The sequence below is a fragment of the Vibrio rubrogenes genome (assembly GCF_059641415.1).
Genome location: NZ_JCARSY010000042.1, coordinates 12,941 through 29,011, shown reverse-complemented (window position 1 = coordinate 29,011; position 16,071 = coordinate 12,941). Strand labels below are relative to the sequence as shown.

Annotated in this window: 16 protein-coding genes; 13 read left to right on the top strand and 3 right to left on the bottom strand. The window is 46.7% G+C overall.

The annotated features are described in order from the left end of the window. From AC55NX_RS18665 to AC55NX_RS18635, 7 genes are all read left to right on the top strand, one after another. The coding region (locus AC55NX_RS18665; RefSeq protein WP_496997100.1) for a transporter substrate-binding protein at positions 1 to 740 on the top strand (740 nt) is incomplete at its 5' end. Positions 741 to 755: 15 nt separating this feature from the next. Continuing rightward, the gene (locus tag AC55NX_RS18660; RefSeq protein WP_496997099.1) at positions 756 to 1,481 is read left to right on the top strand and encodes an amino acid ABC transporter permease; all 726 of its coding nucleotides are present in this window, start codon (positions 756 to 758) and stop codon (positions 1,479 to 1,481) included. Beyond that, positions 1,481 to 2,143 carry an amino acid ABC transporter permease gene (locus tag AC55NX_RS18655; protein WP_496997098.1) on the top strand — a complete coding sequence of 221 codons (663 nt, stop codon included), beginning with the start codon at positions 1,481 to 1,483 and terminating at the stop codon, positions 2,141 to 2,143. Before AC55NX_RS18660 ends, AC55NX_RS18655 begins: the two co-directional genes overlap by 1 nt. 24 nt (positions 2,144 to 2,167) lie before the next feature. Then, the gene (locus AC55NX_RS18650; RefSeq protein ID WP_496997097.1) at positions 2,168 to 2,941 is read left to right on the top strand and encodes an amino acid ABC transporter ATP-binding protein; all 774 of its coding nucleotides are present in this window, start codon (positions 2,168 to 2,170) and stop codon (positions 2,939 to 2,941) included. Between the two features lie 22 nt (positions 2,942 to 2,963). Continuing rightward, positions 2,964 to 3,347 (top strand): RidA family protein, encoded by a 384-nt coding sequence (locus AC55NX_RS18645; RefSeq protein WP_496997103.1) that lies wholly within the window; start codon positions 2,964 to 2,966, stop codon positions 3,345 to 3,347. Between the two features lie 60 nt (positions 3,348 to 3,407). Then, positions 3,408 to 4,157 (top strand): IclR family transcriptional regulator, encoded by a 750-nt coding sequence (locus tag AC55NX_RS18640; RefSeq protein WP_496997096.1) that lies wholly within the window; start codon positions 3,408 to 3,410, stop codon positions 4,155 to 4,157. Positions 4,158 to 4,199: 42 nt separating this feature from the next. Next, positions 4,200 to 5,414 (top strand): amino acid deaminase, encoded by a 1,215-nt coding sequence (locus AC55NX_RS18635; protein ID WP_496997095.1) that lies wholly within the window; start codon positions 4,200 to 4,202, stop codon positions 5,412 to 5,414. A 162-nt stretch (positions 5,415 to 5,576) separates the two neighbouring features. On the opposite strand, the gene AC55NX_RS18630 is transcribed toward AC55NX_RS18635, so the two are convergent. Beyond that, positions 5,577 to 6,350 (bottom strand): 2,3-dihydro-2,3-dihydroxybenzoate dehydrogenase, encoded by a 774-nt coding sequence (locus AC55NX_RS18630; protein ID WP_496997094.1) that lies wholly within the window; start codon positions 6,348 to 6,350, stop codon positions 5,577 to 5,579. A 164-nt stretch (positions 6,351 to 6,514) separates the two neighbouring features. Between AC55NX_RS18630 and AC55NX_RS18625 the strand changes: the two genes are divergently transcribed. Both AC55NX_RS18625 and AC55NX_RS18620 read left to right on the top strand, forming a co-directional pair. Then, entirely contained in the window at positions 6,515 to 7,696 is a 1,182-nt protein-coding gene (locus AC55NX_RS18625) for an isochorismate synthase (RefSeq protein ID WP_496997093.1), read from the top strand. A 10-nt stretch (positions 7,697 to 7,706) separates the two neighbouring features. Then, entirely contained in the window at positions 7,707 to 9,341 is a 1,635-nt protein-coding gene (locus tag AC55NX_RS18620) for a (2,3-dihydroxybenzoyl)adenylate synthase (protein WP_496997092.1), read from the top strand. Between the two features lie 113 nt (positions 9,342 to 9,454). Here the strand turns inward: AC55NX_RS18620 and AC55NX_RS18615 are convergent, their stop codons facing one another. After that, the gene (locus tag AC55NX_RS18615) at positions 9,455 to 10,354 is read right to left on the bottom strand and encodes an isochorismatase (RefSeq protein WP_496997091.1); all 900 of its coding nucleotides are present in this window, start codon (positions 10,352 to 10,354) and stop codon (positions 9,455 to 9,457) included. Positions 10,355 to 10,631: 277 nt separating this feature from the next. Between AC55NX_RS18615 and fepB the strand changes: the two genes are divergently transcribed. After that, positions 10,632 to 11,645 carry a Fe2+-enterobactin ABC transporter substrate-binding protein gene (gene fepB, locus AC55NX_RS18610; protein WP_496997090.1) on the top strand — a complete coding sequence of 338 codons (1,014 nt, stop codon included), beginning with the start codon at positions 10,632 to 10,634 and terminating at the stop codon, positions 11,643 to 11,645. Positions 11,646 to 11,675: 30 nt separating this feature from the next. On the opposite strand, the gene entS is transcribed toward fepB, so the two are convergent. Beyond that, entirely contained in the window at positions 11,676 to 12,959 is a 1,284-nt protein-coding gene (gene entS, locus AC55NX_RS18605) for an enterobactin transporter EntS (protein WP_496997089.1), read from the bottom strand. Between the two features lie 123 nt (positions 12,960 to 13,082). Here entS and AC55NX_RS18600 point away from each other — a divergent pair, with 123 nt between their 5' ends. The 3 genes from AC55NX_RS18600 (at position 13,083) to AC55NX_RS18590 (ending at position 16,016) form a co-directional block, all read left to right on the top strand. Continuing rightward, a complete protein-coding gene (locus tag AC55NX_RS18600; protein WP_496997088.1) occupies positions 13,083 to 14,156 on the top strand; it encodes an iron chelate uptake ABC transporter family permease subunit in 1,074 nt (357 codons plus the stop codon). Then, positions 14,156 to 15,193 carry an iron-enterobactin ABC transporter permease gene (gene fepG, locus AC55NX_RS18595; RefSeq protein ID WP_496997087.1) on the top strand — a complete coding sequence of 346 codons (1,038 nt, stop codon included), beginning with the start codon at positions 14,156 to 14,158 and terminating at the stop codon, positions 15,191 to 15,193. Before AC55NX_RS18600 ends, fepG begins: the two co-directional genes overlap by 1 nt. Positions 15,194 to 15,281: 88 nt before the next feature. Beyond that, positions 15,282 to 16,016, top strand: a complete 735-nt coding sequence (locus AC55NX_RS18590) for an ABC transporter ATP-binding protein (protein WP_496997102.1) — start codon at positions 15,282 to 15,284, stop codon at positions 16,014 to 16,016. Positions 16,017 to 16,071 lie beyond the last annotated feature (55 nt).

Here is a 16,071-nt window from a genome sequence, read left to right as displayed (position 1 = left end):
ATCGTGGATATTTAATTGTCGGTACCGGAAGCACAAATGCGCCTTGGCATTTTAAAGATACAAACAATAATTTGGTTGGCTTTGATATCGATATGGCAAAGTTGGTCGCCAAAGGACTATTTGATGATGCAACTAAGATTAAATTTGTCGACCAGTCCGGTGACGCCCGCATCCCTAATTTGGTCACGAATAAAGTCGATCTGAGCTGTCAGTTTATGACCGTTACCCCCAGTCGGGCTCAACAGGTTGGCTTTACGATTCCGTATTACCGGGAAGGTGTCGGACTTTTATTAATGAATAAGAGTAAATATACCGGCTATGATGCATTAAAAGATGCCGGAGATAGTGTCGTCGTCGCTGTGTTACAAAACGTTTATGCAGAAGAGATGGTTCATGCAGCGTTACCGAAAGCGAAGGTCGATCAATATGAGAGCGTTGCATTAATGTATCAGGCATTAAACTCTGGCCGGGCAGACGCAGCAGCCACCGATCAGTCTTCTCTTCGTTGGTATATGGTGCAAAATCCAGGTCGTTATAAGGACTCCGGTTATGCTTGGATGCCTCAAAGTTACTCCTGTGCCGTGAAGAAAGGTGATCAGGAGTGGTTGAACTTCGTGAATGTCGTATTCCATGAAGCGATGACAGGGGTTGATTTCGGCACTTACGCGCAATCATTTGAAAAATGGTTTGGCGTAAAATTACCAATACCAAAAACCGGCTTCCCTGTTGAATATAAATAAACCGGATAATTAGACATGGATTATGATTTCAATTTCAGTGTTGTATGGCGAAATTGGGACATATTAATATCGGGGTTAGGCTTAGGTCTGGGTCTAGCCTTCATTTCTATTTTAATTGGCTGCGTCATTGGCATTATATGCGCATTCATGATGTTATCAAAAAATAGAATTTTTAAATATGTCGCATCTATTTATGTTACGATCATCCGTAATACGCCGATCTTAGTATTAATACTCTTTACCTACTTTGCGTTACCACAGATGGGAATACGTATCGGGAAAATAGAATCATTTATCATCACGCTTTCTATTTATGCCGGTGCTTATCTGACAGAGGTCTTCCGCTCAGGGTTAACATCAATATCGAAAGGATTATATGAAGCAGGCTTGGCTATTGGATTAACACAATTTCAGATAAAACGGACGATCCTGGTCCCCATTATGATGCGAAACATATTACCATCGCTGACGAATAATTTTATTTCTTTATTTAAGGATACGTCTCTTGCTGCAGCCATTTCGATACCAGAATTAACATTTTACGCGAGAAAGATAAATGTTGAGAGTTTTAGAGTCATTGAAACATGGATGGTTGCAAGTGGCATCTATATTATTGCATGTTTTTTACTTGGATATATGTTCAGAATTTTAGAAAAGAAGATTGCCATTTCTAAAACCAATAAAAGTAATCCAAGCGCGACAGGCATAATTTCAAGATTCCGGCGTAAGGAGAATTGCTAATGATGGATCTATCCTACTTTTTACAGGAATTGTGGAATGCAAGAAGTGCTATCTATTACGGGGTGATAATAACGATTAGTATTTCTGCATTAGCGATCATCTTAGGTACGATATTAGGTGTTATCGTCGGGCTTGCTCTCGAATACGGAACTTCCCCGATAAGATTCATATTTCGTGTTTATATTGACATCATTCGTGGGACACCCGTGTTTGTTTTAATATTAGCCATGTTTTATGTCCCTTCAGCAGTTGGCTTAAACTTAGATGCATTTCAGGCCGGCATCATCGCATTAACCATTTTTTGTAGTTCGCATATCGGAGAAATTGTACGTGGCGCACTTGCAGCGATTCCTGTCGGACAAACAGAGGCAGCCAAAGCGATTGGATTAACATTTTTCAAAACCTTCATCTATGTTTTGTTGCCTCAGGCACTGAGACAAATTCTCCCGACTTGGGTGAACACTGCGGCTGAAATGGTTAAGGCTTCAACCCTGTTATCAATTATTGGGGTTTTGGAACTCATGCTTACAACACAGCAAATCATATCCAGAAATTTTATGAATATGGAGTTTTATCTATTCGCAGGATTTATTTACTTCTGTATTAATTTCGGAATAGAACAACTCGGCCGCTATGTAGAACGGAAAGTGACGATTGGCTGAATCGCAGTATTTAAGGAAGACATTATGACGGATAGAAAAAAGCTACTCAGTATTCGTGGTGTTCATAAATCATACGGAGATTTGGAAGTTTTAAAAGGCGTTGATCTTGAAGTCAACAAGGGAACAACGGTCTCTATTATCGGCTCTAGTGGTTCTGGTAAAACAACGTTATTACGGACGATCAATTTATTAGAAGATTATCAGCAAGGGCAAATTATTTTAGATGGCCAAGATATGGGGTACTCCATAACGAATAGTAAGAGAGTCCGCCATTCAGAGTCTGAAATAGCGAAGCAACGCTCACATACAGGCATGGTATTTCAACATTTCAACTTATTTCCACATATGACGGCCCTAGACAACGTCATGCTCGGGCTCTTAAAAGTCAAAAACATGAGCAAAAGTGAAGCGATTTCTATCGCAGAACACTGGCTGGATAAAGTAGGTATGTTGAGCCGAAAAGATCATTATCCCATTCAGCTATCCGGCGGACAACAACAGCGCGTTGCCATTGCCCGGGCTGTGGCCATGAGTCCAAAACTCATGCTGTTTGATGAAGTCACGTCTGCCCTTGACCCCGAGCTAGTCAATGAAGTTTTAAATGTCATGAAAGACTTAGCGAAGGATGGCATGACAATGGTACTTGTAACGCATGAAATGAAGTTTGCTTATGAAGTATCAGACAACGTTATTTTTATGAATAACGGACAAATAGAGGAACAGGGACATCCTCATGAGCTTTATCACCACCCCAAATCAAGCCGACTGGCTGAATTTTTGAAAAGTTCCCACTTTTAATTTTTATTGAGGAAATTTAATGATGACAATAAAACGATACGGTTGCGATGCTCGCGGTGCAGCAGGTAAACAACTTCCTTTCGCAAGCGCGACCGAAGCAGATGGCTGGTTATATGTTTCAGGACAAGTCGCCATGGAAAATGGTGAAGTGATCAATGGTGGTATTATCGACCAATCACATAAAGCAATTCAGAATATGCTGAAGATTCTGAGAGAGGCAGATTATGATGTCCAAGATATCGTCCGAATCGGTGTATGGCTTGACGATGCCAGAGATTTTTGGTCATTTAATGGTGTATTTACTGAGTATTTTGGTGAATTTCCGGCAGCCAGAGCCTGCGTACAATCAAGCTTGATGGTTGATGCAAAAGTAGAAATTGATTGTGTCGCGTATAAGCAAAAATAGCTTACATTATGAATGAGGTAATGAATACCTCATTCACATGAATCATTATTGGAGGTCGTTGTGAGAGCCAGAGGGATAGAGCGCGCATTTCAAATTTTGGAATTTCTTCGCAATCATGAAAAAGCTGTCAGGCCAATTGAAATAGCAAAGGCGTTGCAAGCACCGACTTCTTCTATTTATGAATTAATAAAAATTATGCTTGATATGGGTGTATTAGAAAACTTTCATAAAGATGGGCGTGTTTTTTTGGGTAGACAACTACATTTTTTAGGCACGAGTTATTTAAAAAATTTCAGTTTAGCAAGTGAGGCGGAAACATATTTAGAATACTTATCAACCATGACTCGTGAAACAGCACAGTTATGTATGCTTGACGGACACAAATACACAGTCGCAATGATGAAAGAAGGAGATCGCCCCTTCAGAATTAGCGCAGATATCGGTGAGAAAGTCTCGATTCCCTGGACAGCGTCAGGCCGGTTACTTTTGAACCATCTGAGTAATGAAGAAATTTTGGCATTTATCGACCCTGATGACTTTATTCTGCCGGATGGCAGCCGGTTGCCTGAAGAACGGTTTCTCCAAGAATGTAATCAGGCAAAAGAGGACGGTTTTTTTTCATTCAATAGTATCTCTGACACGTTCACCCGATGCTTTGCCGCCCCCGTATTTGATGAAAACCAAGTGCCTGTCGCAACATTATGTTTGATTGCCCCGAAAGAAGATGCGTTACAGAATTTTGACGACTATAAATCTGAACTGATCAACTGCGCGCACAAACTGACACAGAAACTGAACGGAAGTAATTGATCAATCAAAACAGCAGTGATGACTGACTCAAGGATGAATAAAATGAATACTACATATCTGGAAAAAGGTCACGCCATTCGCAAAGACGCTAACATACTGAATGAAGATGTCAGCTTACCTGCGTTGGTTTTATATCAGGACAGAATCGAAAACAACATCCGGTGGATGAAAAACTTTAGCGAAAAATATGCCGTTCAGTTAGCCCCCCACGCAAAAACGACCATGGCCCCCAGAATCCTCACAGCACAATTAGCTGCCGGGGCTTGGGGAATGACGGTTGCCAATCCGATTCAGGCTCAAAGCGCTTTGAATGCAGGATGTCAGAATATTTTAATGGCGAACCAGTTAGTTGGAAAAGCAAACATGTCGATTATCGCCGATATGCTTGAACATCACGATATCCAGTTTTATTGCGTCGTTGATTCAGTCGCAAACGTATGCGCATTAGATAAATTTTTTACCGAAAGATCGCTGACGCTCAACGTCCTTGTCGAGCTCGGCGCAGACCACGGCCGTTGTGGTTGCCGGACTGAAGAGCAGGTCAAATCAGTCGTTCAAGCACTCAACGCCAGCACCTCGCTACGCTTATCCGGTGTGGAATTTTATGAAGGCGTCATCCACGGTGATGATGAAATCACGCAAGTTCGTAATTTTATTCATTGGGTCGTAAAAATCTTCAAGTCTGATTTTTTCCAGTCATCCATTCACTCGGAGAACCCAATATTAACCGGTGCCGGTTCTGCTTGGTATGACGTTGTTTGTGAGGTTATCAAACAAGCGAACCTGCATCCGAGCGTTCTCCCGATTATTCGACCGGGATGTTACGTGATCCACGATATGGGGATATATGAAGATTCTCAGGCACAGATCATGCTGCGAAATATGCACTGCCAAACGAGCGATACCGCCCTGCAATCTGCGATGGAGCTTTGGGCCTACGTGTTATCCATACCTGAACCCGGTGTCGCCATTGTCGGATTTGGTAAACGTGATGTTGCATTTGATGCCGGCCTGCCTATCCCACTGAGTTATTACCATGTCGGAGACAAGGCGCCGATAACCATTGATTCAGGAACATGTGTTGTCAAAGATATCATGGATCAACATGCCTTCATGACTTTTAGCGTCGATTTACAAGTCGGAGATATGATTAGTTTTGGAACCTCCCACCCTTGCTTAACTTTTGATAAATGGCGTGAAATCGCCGTCATTGATGCGAGCTTTAACATCATCGATCGCTACAATACTTATTTTTAGACGTTAAAAAGTAACCTAGTCACTCACATCAACACAAAGCCATTCAGTCGTCCGGTGTCAGCAAGCACAGAATCAATTACCACCGCCACTGGCGGTGGTTGATTGTCAGAGCTTCACCTCTTTTTTTCAGCGGATTAGTTATTAGTTATTAGTTATTAGTTATTAGTTATCGAGTGTTGCACCGCCATCGACACGCAGATCATGCATGGTGATTTGGCGTGCCGCGTCAGACATCAGAAACAACACGCTATTGGCGATATCAGTCGGTTCAGCCATTTTTCTCAAGGGAATACCCAGACGATATTGTTCAAGGTTGCCTTCAATCACTTGTTGTTCACCATAGTTTTCATGCCATAGTTGAGTCTGCATTTCGGTTCTGGTCGAGCCCGGGCTGACGATATTGCAACGAATGCCGTATTCCGCCAATTCTAATCCACAGCACTTTACCAACATATGTAACGCGGATTTTGATGCGGCATAGGCACCGATGTTCAACCTCGGTGTGTTGGCTGCATTCGAACCAATCACCACAATATTCCCCGCTTTGCGGTGCTTCATTCCCTTGGCGACCTGTTGAATCATGGTCAAAGCCCCGAAGGTATTGATGTCAAACATTTGCTTCATCTCTTCAACAGACATTGCATGAACACTGCCGCTGCTGAGTGCCCCGGCACAACTGACCAAATGATCGAAGTGATATTCACTGCAAAGCTGCGCCACTTGCTGCGCCAACTGACTGTCGAGCAAGTCAATTGTGTAATAATCAAGCTGAGCAGCATATTTTTCTTTTACCGCACCCAGCTTTGTATCAAGCGCGTCGATGCAGCGATCGGTTGCAACAACCTTGTAACCCTCCACCAGCAGCCGTTCTAAGACAGCATACCCAATCCCCTGACTTGCTCCGGTCAGCAATACCGTTTGGTGATTTTGATTCAACCCGACATCTCCTGTTTTTATGTTCGCGACAACCACAATGATTAACCTACAAATAAGATAAATTATCATTTGAAATTGATAATTGTTCTCACTTATAATCCTACCAATATATTGCGTATGAAACAAATGGCAAATATCTGTCATCACATTTGAACGAGGTAATTATGAAACGCGAAGTTGTTGGCTTCTCCAGAATGGCTCAAGCGCTTTTGGACCAAGAGTTAGAGACAGCGCCTTTTTTCTTTGCATCTCCAAACAACTCAATACTGGGTGTGGGTATTGAACAACAATTCAATCAGGCAATCCCATTTACTCAACTTGCTCATCGCGCCAACCAAATGCTTGAGCAGGCGAAAACATCAGACAATGATAATCCGGTATTGTTTGCCACTGTTCCGTTCGATGAAAATACACCGACGAAATTTTTTATCCCGCAAAAACTGTACGTCTCAGGCAGCGCCAGAGCGTGCAAAAATGATGTGCTTGGATCAAACAAAGCAACGGTCATTTCTCCGCCGACCGGAGATGATTATAAACAGGGCGTATCAACTTTATTAAATCTGTTCAATACCACTGAGCTGTCTAAGGTCGTACTGTCTCGTTCGGTGCGCATCGCTACCGATCAAAACATTGATCAGACCGCCCTGCTCAGAAACCTGCTCGCGATTAACGCTCGCGGCTACACCTTTGCTGCCGATATCGGAGGCAATGCCAAACTGATGGGTGCCAGCCCTGAGCTACTGTTGGCGAAAAAAGGCGGACATGTAATGTCAAACCCGCTTGCAGGCTCACGGCCCAGATCAGCTAACGAGTCAGACAATCAACGCTCCCATTCCTCTTTACTCGATACCCAAAAAGACTTAAACGAACATAGTTTTGTGGTGGAAGAAGTAGAGAAGGTACTGAGCCGCTACTGCCGTAATCTCTTTACCCCGATGGTACCATCGGTCATCGAAACCGAAACCATGCTTCATCTGTCAACTGTTTTGGAAGGTGAAGCGATTGATCCGGAGGTGAACTCTCTGCAAATCGCGGCTGAGCTCCACCCGACACCAGCCGTTTGTGGCTTCCCGAGACAGTCGGCTTATCAAGCGATCAAGCAGATCGAAACATTTGAACGCGGCTACTTCAGCGGCATGATTGGCTGGTGCGATGCGCGTGGTAATGGTGAGTGGGTGGTGACGATTCGTTGTGCCGAAGTCAGTCAGCGTGAAATGTGCATTTTTGCCGGTGCCGGAATTGTTAACGAGTCCTCTCCGCAAAGTGAACTGGAAGAAACCGGCGCGAAAATGGGCACAATTTTGAAAGCGGCGGGCATTCAACTTGACGAACGACTCACCGCATAAGGGGCATGCCATGACTTCATCAACACCGTTAGACTTCACCCCCTGGCCCGCGGAATATGAGCAACACTATCGAGACCAAGGATACTGGCAGGACCGGACACTGTTTGATTGCTTATCGGCAACCACGGCGCAATCACCCGACACCATTGCTCTGATATGTCAGGATCAACACTATACCTATCAGCAACTCCGACACAAAATCGCCCAACTGTCAGCTGGTTTTGTCTCTTTAGGTCTGAAGGCAGGCGACAATGTTGTCCTGCAAATGGCCAATGAGGCGGAGTTTTACTGCTGTTTCTTTGCTTTGACCATGAAAGGGATCAAACCGGTTCTCGCACTGCCGGCCCACCGCCATATGGAATTAAGCTATTTCTGTCAGCACGCAGAAGCAAAAGCCTATATTTGCTCTGATCAGATCGTCGGGTTTGATACCCAACAACAGGCCTTACAGCTACTGGAAAGTTGCCCGTCACTCAAACTGGCCATTACATCGGGCAAATCCTCTCATTGCGAGATTACACCGCTCAACACGCTCTATCTGGATGCTTGTTACCAACAACACAGTCTGGCAACGGATGTGGCTTTTTATCAGTTATCGGGCGGTACGACCGGCACCCCAAAATTAATCCCAAGAACGCACAATGACTACGTGTACAGTGTGATCGGCAGCATCGAGATTTGCCACTTTGGCCCACAAACCAAATATCTGTGTGTACTGCCTGTGGCCCACAACTTTCCGTTGAGCTCCCCGGGTGCACTGGGGGTGTTTTTCTCCGGTGGCAGTGTCATCTTAGGCCAAGATTCATCACCAAAAGCGGCATTTGAATTGATCGAACACCACAAAGTGACCGTATCGGCTTTGGTGCCACCTTTGGCTTTACTCTGGATGCAGTACGCCCCTTCAGCCAGCGAGGACATATCCAGCTTAGAACTGGTGCAGGTGGGCGGTGCCAAATTTAGCCAAAGCGCTGCACAACAGCTGCCGGAAAAACTGCACTGTCAGTTACAGCAAGTTTTCGGCATGGCTGAAGGTCTGGTCAATTACACGCGGTTAGATGATCCGCTGGACATCATCGTCTCGACTCAGGGACGACCGATTTCACCCGATGATGAAGTGCTGGTTGTTAATGAAGACGGGGAACCCGTCCCTTACGGTCAGGAGGGGCAATTAATGACACGCGGCCCCTACACGATTCGCGGTTACTATCGGGCAGCGGAACATAACCGGCGCTCATTTAATCATGAAGGCTTTTACTCGACGGGTGATTTAGTCAAGTTAACCCGGGATGGCAATATCATTGTTACCGGACGCGATAAAGATCAGATCAACCGCGGTGGTGAAAAGATTGCCGCCGAAGAAGTCGAAAACGTCTTATTGCAGCACCCGGATGTACACGATGTCGCCTTAATTGCAGTACCGGATGAGTTTCTTGGAGAACGCAGCTGCGCGATTGTTGTGCTGGAGCAGGATAAAACGCTCAAGCCAATCGTGCTCAAGCGTTTTTTACACGGCAAAGGGCTGGCTGAATATAAGATCCCTGATCAAATTCAATTTATGGCGGTTTTACCCAAAACGCCGGTCGGCAAAATTAATAAGAAGCAGCTTAGAGAACAATTTTCTATCGGTGAACTGAAGATAAGTTAATCCCAAGATAAGGGACTGAAAATTAGTGACTGACGACCATTGAAATCAAGCTCACTTAACCCAAAAACCGATCTCATATGAAATCGGTTTTTGGGTATCACGCCGCAATTTAATTAAGCGACTTCATGAGCTTGAGTCTTGAGAGTTTGCGTATTTGCAATCAGTTGCCACCACTCTCTTAACGTCACTTTCTTAACCACCTCAGAAAAAGCGAGATTCACACCTTGCTTGCGCCAGCCTTCAAATAAGCTCATGGCGCGAATGGAATCCAGACCAAGCAGCATCAAATTCTCATCAACATCGATGTCTTCGATATCCAGATCTAAAATCGCCGCGACGTCTTTTTGCATCACCTCCAGACTGATTGCAGCGAAGGATTGAGCGCTCTGACTGATTTCTTCAATCACACGCTGAGCCGATTTGACGCTCCCGGCTCTGCCAGTCACATACGCAAGCGCATATTGATGATCCGCCAATGAAAAATCCGCAACGGCATCACCAACCACAAAAGGTTGAATATCGAGCATAAAGGCATCGAGAGCTGTGGAAAGAATCCCGATATGGGCATAAACCCCCACAATGATCAGCTGATCACGTCCCGTTTCATTCATCCACTCCAGCAGCGGTGTCTTTTTAAATGCACTATACCGCCACTTGGTGTAAGTAATATCGTTGCCTTGCGGCGCGACATCAGTGATGATTGCTGTGTCCTGAGTTAACCCGGTTCCCCAAAAATCGGTCAGTAGCGCCCGCTCCTGCGGATCTTGATTCGCAGGCTGAGCCGTATAAACAATCGGCACCCCCGCCTCACTCGCTGCCTGTTTAATCGCCTGAATATGCTTGATCAATTCGGGGATTGGCGCTTCTTTCTTATCAAAGAAATTAATGAAGTAATCTTGCATATCGTGAATCAGCAGCACTGCTTTTTTTGCATCTAACTGCCAATTGACCTTGTTGTCCGGAAACGCATCATGTGAGGGAGTTTGATATGCGGCTATCTTGGGAATCGCCATTGTAATTATCCTTGTTGAGAAAAAGTTGCTGACTGACTCACGTCCGATTAACACAGATTGACGAACAGAAGCAGAGTCGTCCGGGGTAGCATTGATAAATAATCAAATGCTAACAATTATCATTCCCATAATAATAAACAGCCTGTTGAATAAAATCAATTGATAATGATAGCCATTCGCAATAAAGTACATCCCTGTGATTATTGACTAAAGCGCTGTAACTGTATGGTTTCTCAATCAAATAAGACGCTGCGCCCGACATTCATTGGAGCTTCCTATGCCTCGCTTATCATTTCTCCTCTTGGGGATCATTCTTTCCACCCTGATGACAGGATGTAACGACAACACTGAAGACAATAACAATACCTCAGACACATCCCTGACGATTTCCCAAGGCTGGCCTAAAACCATTACTGACAGTTACGGGAAGGTGACACTGAACAAACCCCCGCAACGCATTGTTTCCACCAGCGTGTCGATAACCGGGACCTTGCTGACTATCGATGCACCGCTCATTGCCTCGGGAGGCACACGGCCCAACACCCTCGTGGCCGACAAAAATGGGTTCTTTTATCAATGGAACCAAGTTGCCTACGAACGCGGTATTCAGCCATTGTATCAAGGGGTTGCCAGTGCTGAAGCAGTGGCGAAAGAGAAACCCGATCTGATCATCGTCTCTGCAACAGGCGGAGACTCTGCCGTGAAACTGTATCAACAATTCTCGACTATCGCGCCGACACTAGTCATTAATTATGATGACAAAAGCTGGCAAGAGTTAGCGCGCCTACTGGCTTCGATCACAGCCAGAGAACAACAGGCAGAATCCGCAATCAAAAGATTTGACACCCAACTAATGGCATTAAAAGACCACATCTCACTGCCACCGCAACCGGTCTCAGCGATGGTCTATTACGGAGATAATCGCGGGGGCAACTTCTGGACGGATGACTCGGCTCAGGGGCAGATTCTGAACGTACTTGGCTTTACCCTGAGCCCGCTTCCCGATGACTTGAAAAACAATCATCAAATGGGCAAACGTAAAGATATCGTGCCGGTGAACGGAGAGAAGTTTGCCGATGCGATTACAGGTCGCTCGGTGCTGTTATTTGCCGCCGATGCCGCTGTTGTCGAGCAGGTCAAACATAACAAGTTTATTGCTCACCTCCCGGCGATCCGTCAGGGAAATATCTTTGCGATGGGTAACGACTCTTTCAGGCTCGATTACTACAGTGCGATGAATTTACTCACCACGCTGAAGACGACCTTCAGCCGGTCAAACGTTGCGGAGTAAAAAAACCGCCTCGTCTGAGGCGGTTTATGGTTAGCTCGTCGCCGCTTGTGGCGTCTCGCTAACCTCTTCCTGAGGGGCTAAGGCAGGGTCGAATAATGTCGCCTGCCGCAGAGAACGAAATGCCATCACCATCAACAGGCCGATCCCGGTGGCTCCCAGTCCAAAGCTAAAGACTGATATAGCCGGTGCCATGACTTTACCAAGTGCGCCGAGCCCCAGCGCACCGACCGAATCTCCGGTGACATCTTGCGCGGTCCACAGGCTGCTGACCCGGCCTAACAAGTGATCCGGCGTATGACCCTGTACGATTGAATATTGAATCAGAGACGCAACCGATCCGGCATAGCCGTAGACCACCAGAATCGCTAAGAACAACCAGAAGTGACCGGCAAGCCCCATCAACACAATGGATAAGAAAGTCCCCATCGTCGCATAAATCATCACCATGCCCGGCTTGCGTGCCGTTTTCACCCACCCGGACGTTAACGCACCGATCATGGCACCCAGAGGAATGGCTGAATACATCAAACCGGCATTCGCCGCATTGCCGGTAAAAGTTTCCAGCGCCAAAGCCGGGAACATCACCCGTACCGCTGTTGCCAACGTCTCCAGCGTCCCGAACACCACCACACAACCCACGACTTTATTGGCAAACAAGAACTTCACCCCCTCATACAGAGACAGTAAAGGATTCTCCGGTGTCTGATGTGTCGGTTGCATCGTCGGTAGTCTGAACAACGGAATCAGGGTGCCGAGTGTCCCGACCGAAGCCGCTAAATAGTTCCAGCTGACATCCCCGAATGAAATAATCAGCCCGCCGATTGCCGGTGAGAGCACCATACCGATGCGCACGGTGAGCATACTCAAGGCCGCAGCCGCCGGCAGGTTTTCCCGCCCGACAATCACCGGAAGAGAGGCCATCAGAGCCGTCATGCCCATCGCACCGAAAAAACCATCCCATACAGAGAGTAGATAAAGTGCGGTCAGGGAGGCGTTCGCCAATAAACTATTCAGCGCTAATGCACCAAAGCCAATGCCACAGGTTGCGCGCGCAATCAAAATCAATTTACGTCGGTCATATTTATCTGCCAGCACCCCACCAAATAACAGTCCGACAAACATGCCGACACCATCTAAGGCCATAATCAGGCCGACTTGCAGGGTTGAGCCGGTCATTTGATGAATCTGGATCGGCACCGCAACAGTCATCATGCCTAAAGCGAGCACGGACATCATTCTGGCAATAAATACCATTCTGAAATGGGGATTTTCTTTCAGCAGGCTAAAATCTAATAGCAGTTTGGGCGTTTTCATGGTCATCTACGTCAAAATTTGAGGAATTTAAAAGGGTTACTCTTCATTACGAGAGTTTGAAGCTTGAACATTCTAATCATTTATTTATAATAATGGAAATGATAATTATTTTTATTAACATTCATGAATCGTCTATTTTCTCAGCCCCGAACGTCTCATCAAGACGTAACAACACCGATACAAAGCGTCATGATGCCTGCCCGGCTATCCAGTCAGTCGGGCAAACTCATTTTTCTGATGTTCGCACTAGTGATGATCTGCATCGTCAGTCTTTTTGTGGGTGCCAAAAGTATCTCACCCAGTGTGGTGATTGATGTATTGCTCGCAAAAGCGGACTCCACTGAAAGTTTGATTATTGTTGAGAGCCGGTTACCAAGAACCCTTATCGGTTTACTGGTCGGGGCCGCCTTAGCAGTGGCTGGTTGCTTAATTCAGTCAATCACGCGTAATCCCCTTGCCGATCCGGGAATTCTTGGCGTGAACGCCGGGGCAAGTTTCTTTGTGCTGGCCGGTGTCGTGCTGCTGGGGAACCAAAGCATGTCAGAACATCTCTGGCTGGCGTTTTTCGGTGCGATGCTCACCAGCGTTTTTGTTTATTTTGTCGGAACGTATAAGGAAGCCAGAGTAAACCCGCTCAAAATCACTTTAGCCGGGGTTGCTATTGGGGCACTACTCGCGGGCGTTTCTTCGTCGATTACGCTGATGAATCCGGTGGCATTCGATGAGATGCGTTTTTGGGATGCCGGATCACTGGATATCCGCGATCTGTCACTCGCATCGATGGCTGTCTTACCGATTCTGTCCGGCATCATTGCTGCGCTCATCATTGCACCTGCCTTAGATAATCTCTCGCTGGGAGAAGATATTGCCCAAGGTTTAGGCACCAATGTGAGACTCGTGCAGCTGAGCGCTTTATTTGCCATTGCCCTGCTCTGTGGCAGCGCAACCGCCATTGCCGGCCCCATTGGCTTCATCGGTTTAATGATTCCGCATATTGCTCGTCGTTTGTCCGGCCCCAACCAACTGTGGCTCACGCTTTATGCAATCGTGCTCGGCCCGCTGTTAATTATCAGTGCTGATATTGTCGGCCGGGTTATCGCCGTCAACGAGATTCGGGTCTCCATTGTGACTGCTTTTGTCGGCGCACCGGTGCTGATATATCTGGCACGTCAAGTCACCTCTTTTGGTAAACTATAATGCAACCATCCAACACGATTTTACTCGGCAGCCAAACCGGCTGGTTCAATATCCTGCTTTCTAAACGTACGCTTAAGTGGTCTCTCGCCCTGCTCTTTTTCACGGTCGTCGTCGCGGCTTTTGCCCTGTCCACCGGGCAGTTAAAGACCACCTTTTCTGAGCTTTCACAAGTGCTGTTCAGTGAAGGGGAAAAGTTTCTGACTACGGTTGTTCTCGAATGGCGGCTGCCCCGTCTCACTGCCGGATTAGTCTTTGGCGCAGCGTTGGGCATCAGTGGCGCGTTGTTTCAGTCCCTGATCCGCAACCCGCTGGGCAGCCCGGATGTGATTGGCTTCAATACCGGCGCCTATACCGGTGCGTTGGTGGTCATCATCTTGTTTGGCGGCAGCGATTTGCAGATCGCTTGCGGCGCGATTGTCGGTGGCATTGTGTGTGCGGGCATAGTGTATGTACTGGCATTTAAGCAAGGAATACAAGGCTTTCGCCTGATTATCATTGGTATCGGAGTCAGCGCAATGCTGAGCGCTTTTAATACTTGGATGATGATTTCAAGCAGCTTAGAAACCTCGATGGCAGCAGCACTTTGGGGTGCGGGCTCACTCAATGGTCTGAGCTGGCATCAGGTTGTGCCGTCGCTGTCCTTTATTGGTATCGCTTTACTTGGCGCAGCAATGCTGGCGAGAAAAATGAACATCCTCGAAATGGGAGATGACAGTGCCAATATGCTGGGTATCCACAGTGAAAAAACACGTCAGCTGGCAATGTTATTCGGGGTCATTTTAACCGCGGCCGTCACAGCGACCGCAGGGCCGATTGCTTTCATTGCGCTGGTTGCCCCGCAACTGGCGAAGAAACTCACCCGGGAAGGCGGTGTCGCCATCATTCCGTCAGCGTTGATGGGCGCAATGCTCCTGACGCTGTCAGATTTTATCGCAGCGAATCTCTTTGCACCGAACCAATTACCTGTCGGCATTGTCACCATCAGTATTGGTGGTTTCTACCTGATCTATCTTTTAATTCAACAATCGGGAAACTGATATTGTGACTGATGTACTGCACGCAACACTTACCGATACAAGTCGTCTGATAGCCGAAAATATTACCCTCGCCTATCAGGATCCGCCGATCACTCAGGGGCTGTCACTCCACATACCGGATAAGCAATTTACCGTGATTCTGGGGCCAAACGGTTGTGGCAAGTCAACCCTGCTCCGCGGACTGAGCAAACTGCTCTCGCCAAGCAAGGGGCAGATCTGTTTTGACGGGAAAAGTCTCGAACAGTATCCGCGCAAAGAACTGGCGAAAATTCTGGGGCTGCTTCCTCAATCCGCAATCGCGCCCAGCGGTATTACAGTCCATGATCTGGTGGCAAGAGGACGTTTTCCGCATCAGTCCTTTCTGCGCCGCTGGACATCAGAAGACGAACAGGCAGTCAATGACGCCATCAAAGCCACTCAGATTGAAGCCTTGCTACAACAGACTGTCGAATCGTTGTCCGGCGGGCAGCGCCAGCGTGTCTGGGTGGCGATGGTCTTGGCCCAGCAAACGCCTTATCTGCTATTGGATGAACCCACAACCTATCTGGATATCGCGCATCAAATCGAGTTACTGGAACTGTTCAGAAAACTGAACCGACAAGAAGATCGCACCATTGTTGCGGTGTTGCATGACCTCAATCATGCTTGTCGCTACGCGGATCATCTGATTGTGATGAAGTCGGGCGTGGTTATTGCGCAAGGTGCGCCGAAACAGATCATGAGCGAAACACTGATTAGCAACGTCTACGGGTTAAACAGTCTTATTATTGATGACCCGTTAACCCATACCCCTTTGGTTATCCCGAAACCGTTATCAAGTTAATCTCCTGCTTAAATTAAAAAATTTGATCATGTAAAAAAGAACCGGCTTATGCCGG